The sequence below is a fragment of the Pseudonocardia sp. TRM90224 genome (assembly GCF_021245725.1).
GTDB lineage: Bacteria > Actinomycetota > Actinomycetes > Mycobacteriales > Pseudonocardiaceae > Pseudonocardia.
Genome location: NZ_JAJGSX010000008.1, coordinates 198,473 through 214,185, shown reverse-complemented (window position 1 = coordinate 214,185; position 15,713 = coordinate 198,473). Strand labels below are relative to the sequence as shown.

Here is a 15,713-nt window from a genome sequence, read left to right as displayed (position 1 = left end):
AATACCGTGGACGTCATGCGCGGGGGCACCGGGTTCAGGCATGCCGTCTGCGGGGGTGTCGCCGCCTGCCTTCTGCTGCTGAGCGCCGCGTGCGGTGGCCAGGGCGAGCCGGGACCGGCGTTGCCGACGTTCCCCTCGTCCGACGCGCCGGGGGCCGCGGCGAACGCCCCTGACGACGGTCTCGTCCCCGACGACTGCACCCGCGTCTTCACGTCGAACGACATGGGCGCCCTCTTCGGGCTCCCGTTGGAAAGCGTCGACGTCAAGACGACGGTGGGCGTTCCCGCGCCGAGCGTAGGGCGCACCGAACGGCTCGAGTGCGCCTACACCGGGCGTCCCAAGAGCCCCGCCAAGGGCCTGCTGGTGAAGATCAACCTCGCGGCGTACGCCGACCCGGCGGCAGCCGAGAAGCAATGGGGGATCAACACGGCGGCCGAGGACGGCGACCACCGGCGCCAGCCGATCGGGGCCGCGAACGCCGAGCTCATCGAGCGCCGCGAGGAGTCCATCCTGGCCGTCGTGCACGGAGCGGGAACCCTCACGCTGACCCTGCCGCAACGACCGCTGCCCGGCGGGAAGTCCCGCGCCGACGTGCTCTTCGACCTCGCCCTGCGCGCGCTCCCGACGCTCGCCGAGGCCGGGGCCGTCGCGATGCCGAAACAGCCCGCCAACGCCGCGGCACCAGCCTTCTAGCCCCTCCTCCCGATCGGTCGCTGGTCCTGGGGTGGGCAGGAAAGCCACTTTCCGGCCCTCACAGGGCAGGAAAGTGGCTTTCCTGCCCACGCGTGCGGAACGCACGCACCCGCCGCGTAGCGTTGCGAGCGTGCTTCGGGTGGGACTGACGGGCGGGATCGGATCAGGCAAGTCGACGGTCGCGCGCCGGCTCGTGGAGCTCGGCGCGGTGCTCGTCGACTCCGACGTGCTGGCCCGCGAGGTGGTCGCGGTCGGCACCGACGGCCTCGCCGAGATCGCGGCCACCTTCGGCGAGCGGGTGATCGGGCCGGACGGCGGGCTCGACCGGCCCGCGCTGGCCGCCGTCGCGTTCGCCGACTCCGAGTCGAGGCAGCGCCTCAACGCGATCATCCACCCGCGGGTCCGGCAGCGGTCCGAGGAGCTGATCGCCGCTGCGCCCGCCGACGCCGTGGTCCTGCAGGACATCCCGTTGCTCGTCGAGAACCGGATGGCGCCGTTCTTCCCGATCGTCGTCGTCGTGCACGCCGACGAGGAGGAGCGGGTGCGCAGGCTCGTCGAGCGGCGCGGGATGCCGGATGCGGACGCGAGGGCCCGCATCGCGGCGCAGGCGAGCGACGCCGAGCGGAAGGCCGCGGCGGACGTCTGGCTGGAGAACACGACCACCCCCGAGGAGCTGCTCGCGACCGTCGAGGAGCTCTGGTCGAAGCGACTGGTGCCGTTCGAGGAGAACCTGCGCCGGCGCCGTCCCGTGACCGGCGGTGCCCCGGTGCTCGTCGACGCCGACCCCGAATGGGCGAACATCGGCGCGCGAATCGCCGCGCGGGTCGCGGTGGCGGCGGGGTCGCTCGGACGTGGCGTCGCCCACACCGGCTCCACCGCCATACCCGGCCTCCCGGCGAAGGACGTGATCGACCTCCAGCTCGGGGTCGCCTCGCTCGCGGACGCCGACGCCGTGCGCGACGCGCTCCAGGACGCCGGCTTCCCCTGGCGGGCCGACATCACCTACGACAACCCGAAGCCGCCCGGTACGCCGGTGTGGCCGAAGCGGTTCCACACCTCCGCCGACCCCGGTCGCAGGGTGAACCTGCACGTCAGGGAGGTGGACTCGCCCGGATGGCGGTATGCGCTGCTCTTCAGGGACTGGCTGCGCGCCGACGCCGGTGCGCGCGCGGAGTACCTCGACGTGAAGCGCAAGGCGCAGGCGCTGCACCGGAACGACCCGGACGCCGACGGCTACGTCGAGGTGAAGGAGCCCTGGTTCGACGCTGCGTCGTCGCGAGCGGACATTTGGGCCGCATCCTCGGGGTGGCGCCCGTCGTTGGACTGAACGGACGACACGCCCGTAACGCACCGCTGCGGCGCCGCGATGGACGAAGGAAGCCCTTCCACGTTCGAGTGATGGACGAGCGGTAGGGCGCGCTGCGATGGTGCCAGGCGAATGAGCGGAGGACGAAAGGGTGAGCGCGCTGATCGATAGTCGATCGGGGCCTGATGGCTTCGCGCGGGATGAGGAGTACCCGCGTGACGACTACGACTACCCTGCCGATCACCCCGCCGACCACCGTGGCGATTACGACCAGGGTGACTACGCGCAGGGTGATTACGCCCATGGTGAGTACGCACAGGGTGAGTACCTGCAAGACGACGCCTCGGGCTCGATGTACCAGGCCCAGTTCGAGCAGGACGGTCCGGCCGCGTCGCAGGCCCAGCTCCGCGTCGACTTCGGCGCCCACCTCGAGGCCAACTACCAGCGCCTCGTCGCGCAGCTCTACGCGATCACGCTCGACCCCGGTGAGGCGCACGACGTCGTGCAGGAGGCCTACTCCCGCGCGTGGCGCAACTGGGCCGAGGTCGGCAACCTGCCGGATCCCGCAGCGTGGGTCCGCCACGTCGCGGTCCGATCCACGATGCGCAGCTGGCGCCGGCTCATGAGCAAGCTCGGGTTCGGGCGCTCGCGGAAGATCGGCGAGGGCGTCGACCCGCGTACCCGATCACTGCTCGCCGCGTTGGGCAGGTTGTCGGCATCGGAACGGCGCTCGGTCGTTCTGTTCCACATGGCAGGTTCGTCGGTCGCGGAGATCGCCGCCGTCGAGCAGATCTCGCCCACAGCTGTCGAGGCACGGCTCGCGAAGGGGCGCGGTGTCGTGACCGAAGGGCTCGCCGACGTTCTGCCGGCGGTTCTGGGGATCTCCCCGGAGCGACCCGACGACGATCAGCTGTACGACAACAAGGGGGACAACAGGTGATCGACACGTTCGATCGGATGACCGACGAGTTCCGTCGCATGGACGACGAGCTCGCCGCGGCGGTGACGCTGCCGCCGGTCGACAGCGTCATTCGCCGCGCAGGCAACGTCAACCGGGCCAGCACGGCCGCCGCGGCTGCCGTGTTCACCGTCGGCGCGCTGGGCGGGGTCACCGCCGTGGCGCAGGCGAGCTCGCCGCCGCCGGCGACGCCCACGGGCATCACCGACGCGCCCGCCGTCGCCGCACCTCCGACGACGACCACCACGGAGCCGTCGTCGGACGGGACGAGCGCACCGGACGTCTTCAACGTGCCGCCGCCCGTCAACCCCGCGCCGGTCGCCAAGAAGCCGGTGCCGACGACGAAGAAGGCCCCGCCGGTTGTGATCAACCAGCCGCCGGCGCCCGAGCCGGAGCCGGAGCCGACCCGGCCGCCGCGCACGACGATCGACGAGGGTGGGCCGGACCCGGATCCCGAGCCGACCACCAAGCCGACGAAGCCGACCAAGACGACGAAGCCGACCCCGACCGAGGACCCGGAGCCGACCACCACGTCGGCATCCGCGCCGCCCACGACCGACCCGACGATCACGTCCACGTCGGCCTCGGGCGACCCGACGTCGGTGCGTCCCGGCCGGTCCATGCGGGTCTGAGCACCAGCACGCAGCACCATCGCCATCGCAGCGGGTGTCCCCACGAGGGGGCGCCCGCTGCGGCGTTTCAGCCCCTCGGCTTCCAGCTCAGCGTGATGTCCAGCCCGCCGAGCCAGCGGTGCAGGTCGTGGCCGTGCGCCGCCAGCCCGTCCACCGCCCGGTACGCCCGCTGCATCGCCCGTTCCGCAGCCGCGGGCTCCAACAGCCCGAGCGAGACGGCGGCGATGAACTCGTCCACGTCGAGCACCACCGAGTCGCTGCCGACCCGCACCACCAGATCCAGGTAGTGGTCGGTCACCGTCCAGCGGTCGCCCTCGCGCACGATGTCGCAGACGTCGAGGTAGAAGTCCTGGTTGCGGACGTGATCGGGGTTCCACCACCAGTCCGTCACGCACAGCCCCAGGTCGGGCAGCAGCCACGACTCGATCCAGTGGGCGGTCGGCCGGTCGACCACCGCCCGGCTCATGTAGAGCCCGAACGCGGTCTCGCGGTACTCGTCGACGGCCCGCCGGTTCCCCTTGGTGTCGATGTGGACGTGAGCAGGGACATCGAAGATGTGGATCTTCGGTGGATGCACCTGTCCGATCCTCGCAGATCGTCGGTTCAGAAGTTGTCGGTGCGGGCTCGTACCCTGGGGTCGTGGCATTTGCGACAGAGGTACCGGGCAGCGCGGCAAAGCAGGACGTCCCGGTTGCGCACTCCGAGTTCCGGCCGGTCGGGGAGATCCCCCGCACGGGCGGCCGGTTCGAGGTGGTCAGCGAGTACCAGCCGGCCGGCGACCAGCCCGCGGCCATCGAGGAGCTGGAGCGGCGCGTCCGCAGCGGCGAGCAGGACGTCGTGCTGCTCGGCGCCACCGGCACGGGCAAGTCGGCCACCACGGCGTGGCTGATCGAGCGGCTGCAGCGCCCCACGCTCGTGATGGCGCCCAACAAGACGCTCGCGGCGCAGCTGGCCAACGAGCTGCGCGAGATGCTGCCCCACAACGCGGTCGAGTACTTCGTCTCGTACTACGACTACTACCAGCCCGAGGCGTACATCGCGCAGACCGACACCTACATCGAGAAGGACTCCTCGATCAACGAGGACGTCGAGCGGCTGCGCCACTCCGCCACGCAGAACCTGCTGTCGAGGCGCGACGTCGTCGTCGTGGCGTCGGTGTCGTGCATCTACGGCCTCGGCACCCCGCAGTCCTACCTCGACCGGTCGATCAAGCTGGAGGTCGGTGGCGCCGTCGAGCGCGACCAGCTGCTGCGCGCCCTCGTCGACGTCCAGTACACCCGCAACGACCTCTCGTTCACCCGCGGCACGTTCCGGGTGCGCGGCGACACCGTGGAGATCATCCCGGCCTACGAGGAGCTCGCGATCCGCATCGAGTTCTTCGGCGACGAGATCGAGTCGCTCTACTACCTGCACCCGCTCACCGGCGACGTCGTCCGGCAGGTCGAGGAGCTGCGCATCTTCCCGGCCACGCACTACGTCGCGGGGCCGGAGCGGATGGAGCGCGCGGTGCACGACATCGAGAAGGAGCTGGAGGAGCGCCTCGCCGAGCTCGAGCGCCAGGGCAAGATGCTCGAGGCCCAGCGGCTGCGGATGCGCACCCAGTACGACATCGAGATGATCCGCCAGGTCGGCTTCTGCTCCGGCATCGAGAACTACTCGCGCCACATCGACGGCCGCGGCCCCGGCACCGCGCCGGCCACCCTGATCGACTACTTCCCCGACGACTTCCTGCTCGTCATCGACGAGTCGCACCAGACCGTCCCGCAGATCGGCGGCATGTACGAGGGCGACATGTCCCGCAAGCGCAACCTCGTCGAGTTCGGCTTCCGGCTGCCCTCCGCGGTCGACAACCGCCCGCTCACGTGGGAGGAGTTCGCCGACCGCATCGGGCAGACGATCTACCTCTCCGCCACCCCGGGGCCCTACGAGATGCAGCGCACCGGCGGCGAGTTCGTCGAGCAGGTCATCCGCCCCACCGGCCTCGTCGACCCGAAGGTCGTCGTGAAGCCCACCAAGGGGCAGATCGACGACCTCGTGCACGAGATCAGGGAGCGCAGCGAGCGCGACGAGCGCGTGCTCGTCACCACGCTCACCAAGAAGATGGCGGAAGACCTCACCGACTACCTCCTGGAGCTGGGCATCAGGGTGCGCTACCTGCACTCCGAGGTCGACACACTTCGCCGGGTGGAGCTGCTGCGGCAGCTGCGCCTCGGCGAGTACGACGTGCTCGTCGGCATCAACCTGCTCCGCGAGGGCCTCGACCTGCCCGAGGTGTCGCTCGTCGCGATCCTCGACGCCGACAAGGAAGGCTTCCTGCGCTCGGGCACCTCACTGATCCAGACGATCGGGCGCGCCGCCCGCAACGTCTCCGGCGAGGTGCACATGTACGCCGACAAGGTCACCGATTCGATGCAGCACGCGATCGACGAGACCGACCGGCGCCGGGCCAAGCAGGTCGCATACAACACCGAGAAGGGCGTCGACCCGCAACCGCTGCGGAAGAAGATCGCCGACATCCTCGACCAGGTCTACCGCGAGGCGGAGGACACCGAGGTGCCGGTCGGCGGGTCCGGCCGCAACCAGTCCCGCGGCAAGCGCGCCGCGGGGGAGCCGGGCCGCGCGAGCGCGAGCTCCGGCGTCTACTCGGGCCGCGACACGTCGAAGATGCCGAGGGCGGAGCTCGCCGACCTCGTGCAGCAGCTCTCCGACCAGATGCTCGCCGCCGCCCGCGACCTCCAGTTCGAGCTGGCCGCCCGCCTCCGCGACGAGATCCAGGACCTCAAGAAGGAGCTGCGGGGGATGGACGCCGCCGGGATCCGCTGACGCGGGCCCGGCGATGCGCCAACCGGCCGTCGGCCGGGGTGGCCGAATCGGACCCGCACGGTGCCTTGCGGCCGGTACCGTTGGTGCGCGCGAGACCCCGACGGCTCGTCCGTCGACGAGGTTCCACCGGATCGGCGAACGGTGGAACGGATCCGGCGAAATTTTCGTCTAAGGGAGACATCGACGGCGACCCCGACGAAGCCACGGCGACCTGGGAGGCTGATGCCGGCAAACGCTGTGGACGAGCCAGAGGCCGCCCGCCGTGCTGGGCGAAGCAGCTCGCCAGTTGATCTCCACGGCCCGCGAACAGGCGGTATCGCGCGCCCCGTCTCTGACGTGCGCGGCCGCGCGAGATACCGTGGCGGAGAGTGGGCTGCCGGACGGAGGGCGTGACCGTGACCATGACGGGCCCGTCGGCCAGTGGTACGCAGGTGCAGAGCTGGCTGCTGCAGCAGCTGAAGGCGCCGCAGCGGGTCTTGCCGATCACGGTTCCGTTGCTGTTGCTGGTGCTGGCCGGGCTGATCGTGCACACCGGCGGCCGCCACATCGACCTCGAGGTCTACCGCTTCGGCGTGCAGGCGTGGCTCAACGGCGGCGACATGTACGGGCCGCTGCCCTCGACGTCGGGCCACATCGCGCTGCCGTTCATCTACCCGCCGTTCGCGGCGATGCTCATGGTGCCGCTTGCCGTCGTGCCGTGGACGGTCTCGTGGATCGCCCTGCTGGCGGTCTCGGTGCTGGCGCTCGGCGCCACCCTGTTCGTCACTGCGCTGCGGCTGTGGCCGTCGGGCGGGCGGGCCGGCGCGCTCTCGGTCACGTCGGTGGTGCTGCCGCTGGCCCTGTTCGTCACGCCCGGCGCCGCGATCAACTTCGACAACCCGCCGGAGAACCTGCCGTTCGGCCTGGAGCCGGTGCTGCAGACCATCGAGTTCGGCCAGATCAACCTCGTGCTCATGGCACTGGTCGCGCTCGACATCCTCGTCGCGCGGCCGAAGTGGCCCCGCGGGATGCTCATCGGCATCGCGGCCGCGATCAAGCTGACCCCCGCGGTGTTCGTCCTGTACTTCCTGCTGCGCCGCGACTACCGCGCCGCCCTCGTCGCCGCGATCTCCGGGGCCGTCGCCACGCTCCTCGGCTTCCTCATGGCGCCGACCGCGTCGCTCGCGTTCTGGCTCGACAACCCGTCCGGCGGGGTCAGCGGCTCACCGTTCTTCACCAACCAGACATTTCAGGCCGTGCTGGTCCGGATGGGCTTCGAGGGGCCCACCCGTACCGTCCTGTGGTTCGTGCTGTCGCTGGCGCTGCTCGCCGTCGTGTTCCCGGTGATCCGGCGCGCACCGGCCCCGCTGGCGCTCATCGCAACCGCCGGATTCGGGTTGCTCGTCTCGCCGACGTCGTGGTCGCACCACTGGGTGTGGGTCGCGCCGGCGCTGCTGGTCGCCGGGGTCACGGCGTGGCGCGCCCGCTCGGCGGTGTGGACGGCCGCGACCGTGCTGGCGGCTGCGATCTTCGTTGTCGCGCCGCACCGGTTGGGCCTGCCGCGGGCGGGTCAGTCGGAGCTCGGCTGGACCGCGAGCCAGCAGATCATCGGCAGCACGTACGTCTGGTTCACGGTGCTGGTCTTCCTCATGCTGGGGTTGTCGTGGCGGACGAGGAGCAGCGCGTGGAGCACGACGAGCTGATCGACTACTGCATGGCGAAGCCGGGCTCCGTCCCCGACGAGCCGTGGGAGGGCGACCTGGTCGCCAAGGTGGGCGGCAAGATCTTCGCCTTCCTCGGCGGCAACGGCGTCGGCCTGAAGTGCGGCCACGACTCCGACGAGGCCGGTGAGCTGCGGCTGCGCTACCCGGAGACGGTCACCGTGATGGCCTACATCGGCCGGCACGGCTGGAACAGCATCACGCTCGACGGCGCCATCCCCGACGACGAGCTGCGTGAGCTCGTCGACGCGTCCTACGACGCCGTCGTGGCCAAGCTGCCGAAGCGCCTCCGGCCGGCCTGATCCCCTGGACGGACGGGGTCACGCCGTGAGGGCGGCCGCCTCGGCCTGGAGTGCGGCGAGCACGGCCTGCACGGCCGGGCGTTCGGCCGCGCTCGTGCGCATCACGACCTCCACCAGCCGGGCGGCCCGCACCCCCGCGAGGGTGCGCCGGACGATCCGCCGCCCGCCGCGGTCGTCGGTCGAGTAGCGCGGCAGCAACGCGATGCCGTGCCCGCCGGCGACGAGCTCCTCTGTGACGGAGAAGTCGTTGATCCGCTGCACCACCCGCGGCGTCGTGCCGGTCTGCACCGCGAGCGAGCGCAGCAGGTCGTCGACCGGGAAACCGACCTTCACGCTGATCCAAGCCTCGTCGGTGAGATCGGCGAACGCGATCTGCTCGCTCGCGGCGAGCGGGTGCGCCGGCGGCAGGACGACGTCGAACGGCTCGCGCAGCAGCGGCACCACCCGCCACCGCGCCGTCGAGAGCGGCGGGCCGTGCTCGTCGCGATGGCTGACGACCACGTCGTGCTCGGCGGCGAGCGCTGGCACGTCCTCCGGGGTCATGTCGATGTCGCGGCAGAGCAGCTCGACGCCCTCGACGCCGGCCAGCCGCGTGAGCACGCCGGCGAGCATCATGCGGGCGCCCGACTGGAAGATCGCCATCCGCACCTGGCCCCGCGGCACGGTGCGCAGCTGCTCCAACGTGGCGTCGGCCTTCGCGAGCGCCGCCAGCACGGCTTCGGCCTCCGCGGCGAGGACGCGGCCGGCGTCGGTGAGCCGCACCCCGCGCCCCGACGGCTCGGTCAGGGGCATCCCGACCTCCGCGGAGAGCGCCTTGAGCTGCTGGGATATGGCCGACGGCGTGAACGAGAGCGCGGCTGCGACTGCGGTGACGGAGCCGCGGTCGGCCAGCTCGCGCAGCACTCTCAGCCGTCCGACATCCATGAAGCCAGTCTAAACAGACGTTTCATTTCTTTTCGCTGGTCTTTGTTGTTGCCATAGCGCAACGTTGAGTCGTGAGCTCCCGTGATCGCCTTCTCGCCGCGTTCGTCGCCGTCCTCTGGGGCGGCAACTTCATCGCGATCCACGTCGGCCTCGACCACTTCCCGCCGCTGTTCCTCGCCTCGCTGCGCTTCGCCGTGATCGCCCTCCCGACGATCCTGTTCATCCCGCGCCCGCAGGTGCCGCTGCGCTGGCTGCTGGGCTACGGGATCGGGTTCGGCACCATCCAGTTCGTCTTCCTGTTCATCGCGATGGACAACGGGATGCCGACGGGCCTCGCGTCGCTCGTGCTGCAGTCGTCGGCGCCGTTCACGGTGCTGCTCGGCGCGGTGCTGCTGCGCGAACGGCTGTCGCCCCGCCAAGGGCTCGGGATCGCGCTGGCCATCGCGGGGCTGGTGGCGATCGCCGTCGCGCGAGCGCAGACCGCCGCGTTGCTACCGGTGCTGCTGACGCTGGTCGGGGCGCTGGGGTGGGCGTTCGGCAACATCTCCAGCCGGCTCGCCGCCCCGCCGAACCCGCTGCACCTGACGCTGTGGATGTCGGTGATCCCGCCGATCCCGCTGTTGGCGATGTCGTGGGCGACTGAGGGCCCGGCCGCCGGGTGGGACGCCCTGCCTGCCGCGGTGACCGTCGACGGTCTGCCCGGCGTGCTCGCGGTCGCCTACATCGCGGTGCTCGCGACGATCGTCGGCGGCGGTATCTGGACGGCGCTCATGCGCCGCTACCCGGCCGGGGTGGTCGCGCCGTACTCGCTGCTCGTGCCGGTCGTGGGAATCGGGCTCGCCGCGCTCCTGCTGGGCGAGCGCCCGAGCGTTGTGGAACTGGTGTCGGCAGCCGTCATCGTCGGCGGGGTGCTGCTGGGCACACCGCGACCGGTCACGCCACCCGTCCCGACCGCTGCCGTGGTTCCGGCGACGGCCGGAGCGCCGTAAGCTGTCCCGCGAACATGGATGACAAGACACTGATCAGAATTTCGAAACGCCTCTCGCTGCACCTGCGCCACGCCCCGGAGAAGATCGGGATCACGCTCGATCCCGCGGGGTGGGTGCGGATCGACACCCTCCTCGCCGCGCTGGCCGCCCACGGCCGCAGGATCTCCCGCGCCGATCTCGACCACGTCGTGGCCGGCAACGACAAGCAGCGGTTCATCATCGACGGCGACCGCATCCGCGCCAACCAGGGCCACAGCGTCGCCGTCGAGCTCGACCTCCCGGCCACCGAGCCACCGGCCGTGCTCTACCACGGGACGGTCGCACGCTTCCTCGACGCGATCCAGCGGGAGGGGCTGCGCCCGATGGCCCGCCACGACGTGCACCTCTCGGCAACCGTCGAGACGGCCCAGCGGGTCGGCGCCCGCCGCGGCAAACCCGTCGTCCTGCAGGTGGACGCGGCGGCGATGCACCGCGACGGCCACGTGTTCCGCGTCAGCGCGAACGGCGTGTGGCTCACGTCGACCGTCCCCCCGCCCTACCTGACCACGGATGAGTCGCCACCTGCAGCACGGTGAGTCGACACTTCCAGCACGGTGAGTCGTCACTTCCGGCACGGTGAGTCGCGCGTTCCAGCACGGTGAGTCGCCACTCTCGGGACGCTCCCGAGAGCCAGGACGGTCAACTCGCCGTGCCTGAAGTGGCGACTCGCCGTGCCTGAAGTGGCGACTCGCCGTGCCAAAAGTGGCGACTCACCGTGCCAAAGGTGTCGACTCACCGTGCCAATGGTGTCGACTCACCGCTCCGGATCGCGCGACTCGCCGCTCTGGATCGCGCGACTCGCCCGTCAGCTGGTGATGTCCTTGCGGCCGAAGCGCCAGACGGCGAGCCCGCCGAGTACGGACGCGTAGACGACGGCCGAGAACGCGCCCTTCGTCATGTTCTCCCAGTTGATCTGGTCGGCGAGCAGCCCGGCCCAGGCGGTGGAGAAGTGGCTGGGCAGGTAGTCGCGGAGGCCCTCCAGCGCGGTGATCTGGTCGAGGATCTGCGACACGATCGACACCATCACCGCGCCACCGACCGCGCCCAGCGGCGCGTCGGTGCTCACCGAGAGCAGCATTGCGAGCGCCGCGACCCAGGTCAGCTGCACGCAGAGGTACACGGCGGCGAGCATCACCCGCCCCGCGCTCGTCCAGAACGGCAGCGACTCGCCGGTCGGGCTGACCAGGTCGTCCGTCCCGTACGCCAGCCCGCCGACGACCAGCGCCACCGCCGGCAGCAACAGCAGCGCCGCCAGCGACAACACACCCGAGACCAGCGCCTTCTGCCGCAGCAACCGGGCGCGCGGCACGGGCGCGGCGAGCAGGTAGCGCAGGCTCGACCACGACGCCTCCGACGCCACCGTGTCGCCGAAGAACAGCGCCACGAGCACCACCAGCAGGAACGAGCCCGCGGAGAACAGCGTGAACACCGCGAAGTTGCCGGCGCTGCCCTTGGCGAGGTCGACGAGGGTCAGCGAGCCGGTCGGCGGCCCGGCCGGGGCGAGCGAGAACGCCACCCAGAGGATCACCGGCAGCAGCGCGACCAGCGCGAACGCCACCTGCGTCCGGCGCCGCCAGAGCTGGCGGCGCAGCTCAACCCCGAACGGCAGCGTCCGCTCCGGCCGGAACGGCGCCGCGGCGCCCCCACCGGCGAGCTCGCCGACGTGCCCCATGCGGGTCGACGGGATGTCGGTCATGCCGTGTCCTTCCCGGCGTCCTCGCCGACCAACTGCAGGAACGCGTCCTCGAGCCGCCGCCGCGGCCCCGCGGCCGCGACGTCGACGCCCGCCGCCACCAGCGCCCGCACCGCCGACGCGCGCGGAGTCCCGTTGAGCTCGGCGTGCACAGCGCCGCCCTCGACGGACACCGCGTGCACGCCGGCCAGCGCGCCGAGCACCTCGGCGGCCCGCTCCGGGGCATCCACTGTGAACGTCGCGGCGCCGCCACCTGCGATGACGTCGTCGACGGTGCCGTCCGCGACCACCCGGCCCTGATGCATGACGACGACGTGCGAGCAGGTCTGCTCCACCTCGGCGAGCAGGTGGCTGGAGATCAGCACCGTGCGCCCGCCCGCCGCGTACCGGTGCAGCACCTCGCGCATCGCGTGGATCTGCGGCGGGTCGAGCCCGTTGGTGGGTTCGTCGAGCACGAGCAGCTCCGGCAGGCCCAGCATCGCCTGCGCGATCGCGAGCCGCTGCTTCATGCCCTGGCTGTACGTGCCGACGCGGCGCCCGAGCGACGGCCCGAGCCCGGCGATCTCCAGCGCCTCACCCAGGCGCGACTCCGACGCGGGACGGCCGGTCGCGGCCCAGTACAGCCGGAGGTTGTCCGCACCCGACAGGTGCGGGAGGAAGCCGGGGCCCTCGACGAACGCCCCGATCCGGGCCAGCACCGGCGCCCCGGGCGCCACCGGCTGCCCGAAGGCCGTGATCGTCCCGGCGGTCGGCGAGATCAGGCCCATGAGCATGCGCAGGACGGTGGTCTTCCCGGCGCCGTTGGGGCCGAGCAACCCCAGCACCATGCCGCGCTCGACGTCGAACGAGACGTCCTTCACCGCGCTGAACCCGCCCTTGTACGTCTTCGCGAGGTCGCGGATCCGGAGCGGGACGTCGTCGGAGGTATCGGAAACCGTCGGACGTCGCCGCAACCGGGCGACCAGCCACGCGGCGAGCACCAGCGCAAGGACGAGCCCGATGCCGACCAGCGGGACGAGCGGCACGGTGTTCGCCGCGACGGCCTCCCCGGGCACGGCCGGGACCGTGAGCTCCCCACCAGCGGCGATCTGCCAGACCGCGGGTTCGGTGCTGCCGAGGAAGCCCTGGTCGGTGGTGGCGATCGACACCACGAGCCGGTTGCCCGACTCGATCGGCGCGACCACACCGGGCAGCGTGACGGTGACGCGGGCCGGCGAGCCATCGGCCGGCACCGCGACCCGCATCGGAGCGACGGCACCGCCCAGCAGCTGCCGTTGCCCGTCCGGGCCGACCTCGTAGAGCCGGCCGAACAGGACCGCCTCGGCAGGCGCAGGCTGATCGGGCCCGCGCGCGATCGTCAGCTCCACCCGCGGCGCGCCGGCCACCAGCAGCGGCTCTGCCGCCGGCGCGGTCCTGAACTGCGCCGACTGGCCGGGCAGATCACCGGCGACGGCGGAGAGCCGCCCGGCGGCCGATCCGAGCGCGCTGCCGAACCCGGGCAGCGACGTCACCGCGGCGGGGCTGCCGCCGGCGGGGTTCAGCACCGACTGCGGCTCGCCGTCGAGCGGGAGCCGTTCCACAGCCGTCGGTGCGGCGCCCGCCAAGCCGGGGTAGCCCGCGGCGACGACGGTCCGGCTGGTCGGGACCGTCGCCGACGACCGCACTCCGCTCTCCACGACGTACCCGAACCCGGTGCCGGGGTCGGAGCCCTTTCCGGCGAGGTGGAAGTCGAACCAGTCGCCGATCGCCGCGCGCACGGCCGCGTCGGGCGCGCCGCCGTCGTGGCCGCCCGCGTACCAGAGCTGCTTCACCGTGCCGCCGGCCGCGGCGATCTGGCGGGCGTTGGCGTCGGACTGGTCGAGCCCGAAGAGGGTGTCGCGCTCGCCCTGGACCAGCAGGGTCGGCGCGGTGATCCGGTCGGTGACGGTGACGGGGGAGGAGCGGCGCAGCAGCTCGGCCGTCACGGGTGAGAGCCGCCCGGTCACGGCGGACTCGGTGTTGGACGCGCACACTTCGGGGACGAACCGGCCGCATGTTGTGGGGGCGCTTGCCGGCCCGTCGATCGGGCGCCGGTCCATGCCGGCCGAGAGGAGGACGCCCGCCCAGCCGCGCTTGAACACGCCGTCGGGGCCGAACGCGCCGCGCGCCGGCGTGTCGGCCGGGAGGGCCCCGGTAGCTGCGGCGTTGGGGAAGAGCGCCTGTCCGAGGTCGTTCCACGTGATCACGGGAGCGAGCGCGTCGACCCGCCGGTCGTACCCCGCGAGCAGCAACGACAGCGCGCCGCCGTACGAGCCGCCGGTGACGCCCACCCGCGGGTCTCCCGGGCCGTCGAGGGCGACCTCGGGGCGGGCGGCGAGCCAGTCCACGAGCGCTCGCGCGTCGGCGACCTCCGCGTCGGGCGCGTCGAGCGCGATCTGCCCGGTGCTCTCCCCGAACCCACGTGCCGACCACGCGAGCGCGACGAACCCGCGCGCGGCGAGGTCGCGCGCGTCGGCGTCGACCGACGTCTTGCTGCCGCCGAACCCGTGCGCGACGAGGACGGCCGGCGCCGGCGTGCGTGCCGGGAGGTAGAGGGTGGTGTCGAGGCTCACGTCGCCGGGCACGTCGATGCGCTGCACCAGCACCCCGGCCTCAGGGGCCGGCGGAGCGGGCGGCGTGGACGTTGCCGGCGCAGCGGCAGCAGGAGCCGCGACCACGGCGGTCGCGACCAGCGCGAGCCCGAGAGCCCGCCGGATCAGCTTCACGTGTCGACGTTATGCGACCCGAAGACCCACCTGTACCGCCGTCCTCAGCGCCCTCTCAGCGCCTCTCAAGGCCCGCGCGCACACCCGGCCACCGAAGTTCCCCACCGTTTTGTGCACTTGCGCGCCTTTTCGGTGCGCAAGTGCACAAAACGGTGGGGATGTTCTACCGGTTGTAGGTGACGACCTCGTTGAAGTGCTCCACCCGCGGCGGGCCGTCGAAGTGCGGGCCGACGATCGAGCGCCACCGCTGGAAGTTCTCCGACTCCCGGAACCCGACGGTGTGCGCCTCGATGCTGTCCCACTCGATCAGCAGCACGAACCGGGTGGGTGTCTCGGCGCTGCGGGTGAGGCGGGCGTTGCGGAACCCCGGTGTGTCCGACACGTACCGGATGCCGTCGCGCACGGCGTCGGCGAACCCGTCGGCGGAATCATCGAGAATCGTGAAGTCAGCGATCTCCAGCACCATGTGGTGATCCTCGCACGCATAGCGGGCGCCGCTTCGGGGCACCATGTCCACATGGAGCACTTCACGATCGCGAACGTCGCGGAGAAGAGCGACGACTTCCGCAGGGTTTTGTGGACCGGCGAGCACACCCAGCTGGTCATCATGACGATCCCGCCGGACGGCGAGATCGGCGACGAGGTGCACGAGGGCATCGACCAGATCCTGACCTTCGTCAGCGGCACCGGCGAGGCCAGGGTCGGCGGCGAGACGAAGCCGGTCGAGGCCGGTGACCTGGTCGTCGTCCCCGCCGGCACGCAGCACAACTTCGTGAACACCGGCCCCAACCCGCTGGTGCTCTACACCGTCTACGGCCCGCCGGACCACGCCGACGGCGCCGTCCACCACACCAAGGAGGAGGCCGACGCGGCCGAGGAGTCCGGCCAGGACGAGCCCCCGACCTCCTAG

15 protein-coding genes are annotated in these 15,713 nt (G+C 71.7%); 10 read left to right on the top strand and 5 right to left on the bottom strand.

Annotated elements, in window-relative coordinates; all coding sequences use genetic code 11:
* Positions 1 to 15 precede the first annotated feature (15 nt).
* From LL648_RS15700 to LL648_RS15685, 4 genes are all read left to right on the top strand, one after another.
* A complete protein-coding gene (locus LL648_RS15700) occupies positions 16 to 693 on the top strand; it encodes a hypothetical protein (RefSeq protein WP_232663285.1) in 678 nt (225 codons plus the stop codon).
* A gap of 130 nt (positions 694 to 823) precedes the next feature.
* Positions 824 to 2,020 carry a dephospho-CoA kinase gene (coaE, locus tag LL648_RS15695; RefSeq protein WP_232663284.1) on the top strand — a complete coding sequence of 399 codons (1,197 nt, stop codon included), beginning with the start codon at positions 824 to 826 and terminating at the stop codon, positions 2,018 to 2,020.
* 130 nt (positions 2,021 to 2,150) lie between these two features.
* A complete protein-coding gene (locus LL648_RS15690; RefSeq protein ID WP_232663283.1) occupies positions 2,151 to 2,939 on the top strand; it encodes an RNA polymerase sigma factor in 789 nt (262 codons plus the stop codon).
* Positions 2,940 to 2,956: 17 nt separating this feature from the next.
* Positions 2,957 to 3,589 carry a hypothetical protein gene (locus tag LL648_RS15685; RefSeq protein WP_232663282.1) on the top strand — a complete coding sequence of 211 codons (633 nt, stop codon included), beginning with the start codon at positions 2,957 to 2,959 and terminating at the stop codon, positions 3,587 to 3,589.
* Positions 3,590 to 3,656: 67 nt separating this feature from the next.
* On the opposite strand, the gene LL648_RS15680 is transcribed toward LL648_RS15685, so the two are convergent.
* Complete coding sequence (locus LL648_RS15680; protein ID WP_374112050.1) at positions 3,657 to 4,166, bottom strand: DUF402 domain-containing protein; 510 nt, start codon at positions 4,164 to 4,166, stop codon at positions 3,657 to 3,659.
* A gap of 62 nt (positions 4,167 to 4,228) precedes the next feature.
* On the opposite strand from LL648_RS15680, the gene uvrB reads away from it, so the two are divergent.
* The 3 genes from uvrB (at position 4,229) to LL648_RS15665 (ending at position 8,414) form a co-directional block, all read left to right on the top strand.
* The gene (uvrB, locus tag LL648_RS15675; RefSeq protein ID WP_308190329.1) at positions 4,229 to 6,412 is read left to right on the top strand and encodes an excinuclease ABC subunit UvrB; all 2,184 of its coding nucleotides are present in this window, start codon (positions 4,229 to 4,231) and stop codon (positions 6,410 to 6,412) included.
* Between the two features lie 389 nt (positions 6,413 to 6,801).
* Entirely contained in the window at positions 6,802 to 8,094 is a 1,293-nt protein-coding gene (locus tag LL648_RS15670; protein ID WP_232663281.1) for a glycosyltransferase 87 family protein, read from the top strand.
* Positions 8,076 to 8,414, top strand: coding sequence for an MmcQ/YjbR family DNA-binding protein (locus LL648_RS15665; protein WP_232663280.1), 339 nt, complete (start codon positions 8,076 to 8,078; stop codon positions 8,412 to 8,414). The genes LL648_RS15670 and LL648_RS15665 overlap by 19 nt, the downstream gene beginning before the upstream one ends.
* An 18-nt stretch (positions 8,415 to 8,432) precedes the next feature.
* On the opposite strand, the gene LL648_RS15660 is transcribed toward LL648_RS15665, so the two are convergent.
* Positions 8,433 to 9,338 carry a LysR family transcriptional regulator gene (locus LL648_RS15660; protein WP_232663279.1) on the bottom strand — a complete coding sequence of 302 codons (906 nt, stop codon included), beginning with the start codon at positions 9,336 to 9,338 and terminating at the stop codon, positions 8,433 to 8,435.
* Between the two features lie 71 nt (positions 9,339 to 9,409).
* Between LL648_RS15660 and LL648_RS15655 the strand changes: the two genes are divergently transcribed.
* Both LL648_RS15655 and LL648_RS15650 read left to right on the top strand, forming a co-directional pair.
* Complete coding sequence (locus LL648_RS15655) at positions 9,410 to 10,327, top strand: EamA family transporter (protein ID WP_232663278.1); 918 nt, start codon at positions 9,410 to 9,412, stop codon at positions 10,325 to 10,327.
* Between the two features lie 14 nt (positions 10,328 to 10,341).
* Positions 10,342 to 10,902: an RNA 2'-phosphotransferase gene (locus LL648_RS15650; RefSeq protein WP_232663277.1), complete on the top strand. Its 561-nt coding sequence runs from the start codon at positions 10,342 to 10,344 to the stop codon at positions 10,900 to 10,902.
* Between the two features lie 269 nt (positions 10,903 to 11,171).
* Here LL648_RS15650 and LL648_RS15645 read toward each other — a convergent pair whose 3' ends face one another.
* From LL648_RS15645 to LL648_RS15635, 3 genes are all read right to left on the bottom strand, one after another.
* The gene (locus LL648_RS15645; protein ID WP_374112049.1) at positions 11,172 to 12,062 is read right to left on the bottom strand and encodes an ABC transporter permease; all 891 of its coding nucleotides are present in this window, start codon (positions 12,060 to 12,062) and stop codon (positions 11,172 to 11,174) included.
* Positions 12,059 to 14,803, bottom strand: a complete 2,745-nt coding sequence (locus tag LL648_RS15640; RefSeq protein ID WP_374112048.1) for an alpha/beta fold hydrolase — start codon at positions 14,801 to 14,803, stop codon at positions 12,059 to 12,061. The genes LL648_RS15645 and LL648_RS15640 overlap by 4 nt, the downstream gene beginning before the upstream one ends.
* 163 nt (positions 14,804 to 14,966) lie before the next feature.
* The gene (locus tag LL648_RS15635; protein ID WP_232663276.1) at positions 14,967 to 15,269 is read right to left on the bottom strand and encodes an antibiotic biosynthesis monooxygenase family protein; all 303 of its coding nucleotides are present in this window, start codon (positions 15,267 to 15,269) and stop codon (positions 14,967 to 14,969) included.
* A gap of 51 nt (positions 15,270 to 15,320) precedes the next feature.
* On the opposite strand from LL648_RS15635, the gene LL648_RS15630 reads away from it, so the two are divergent.
* Entirely contained in the window at positions 15,321 to 15,713 is a 393-nt protein-coding gene (locus LL648_RS15630; RefSeq protein ID WP_232663275.1) for a cupin domain-containing protein, read from the top strand.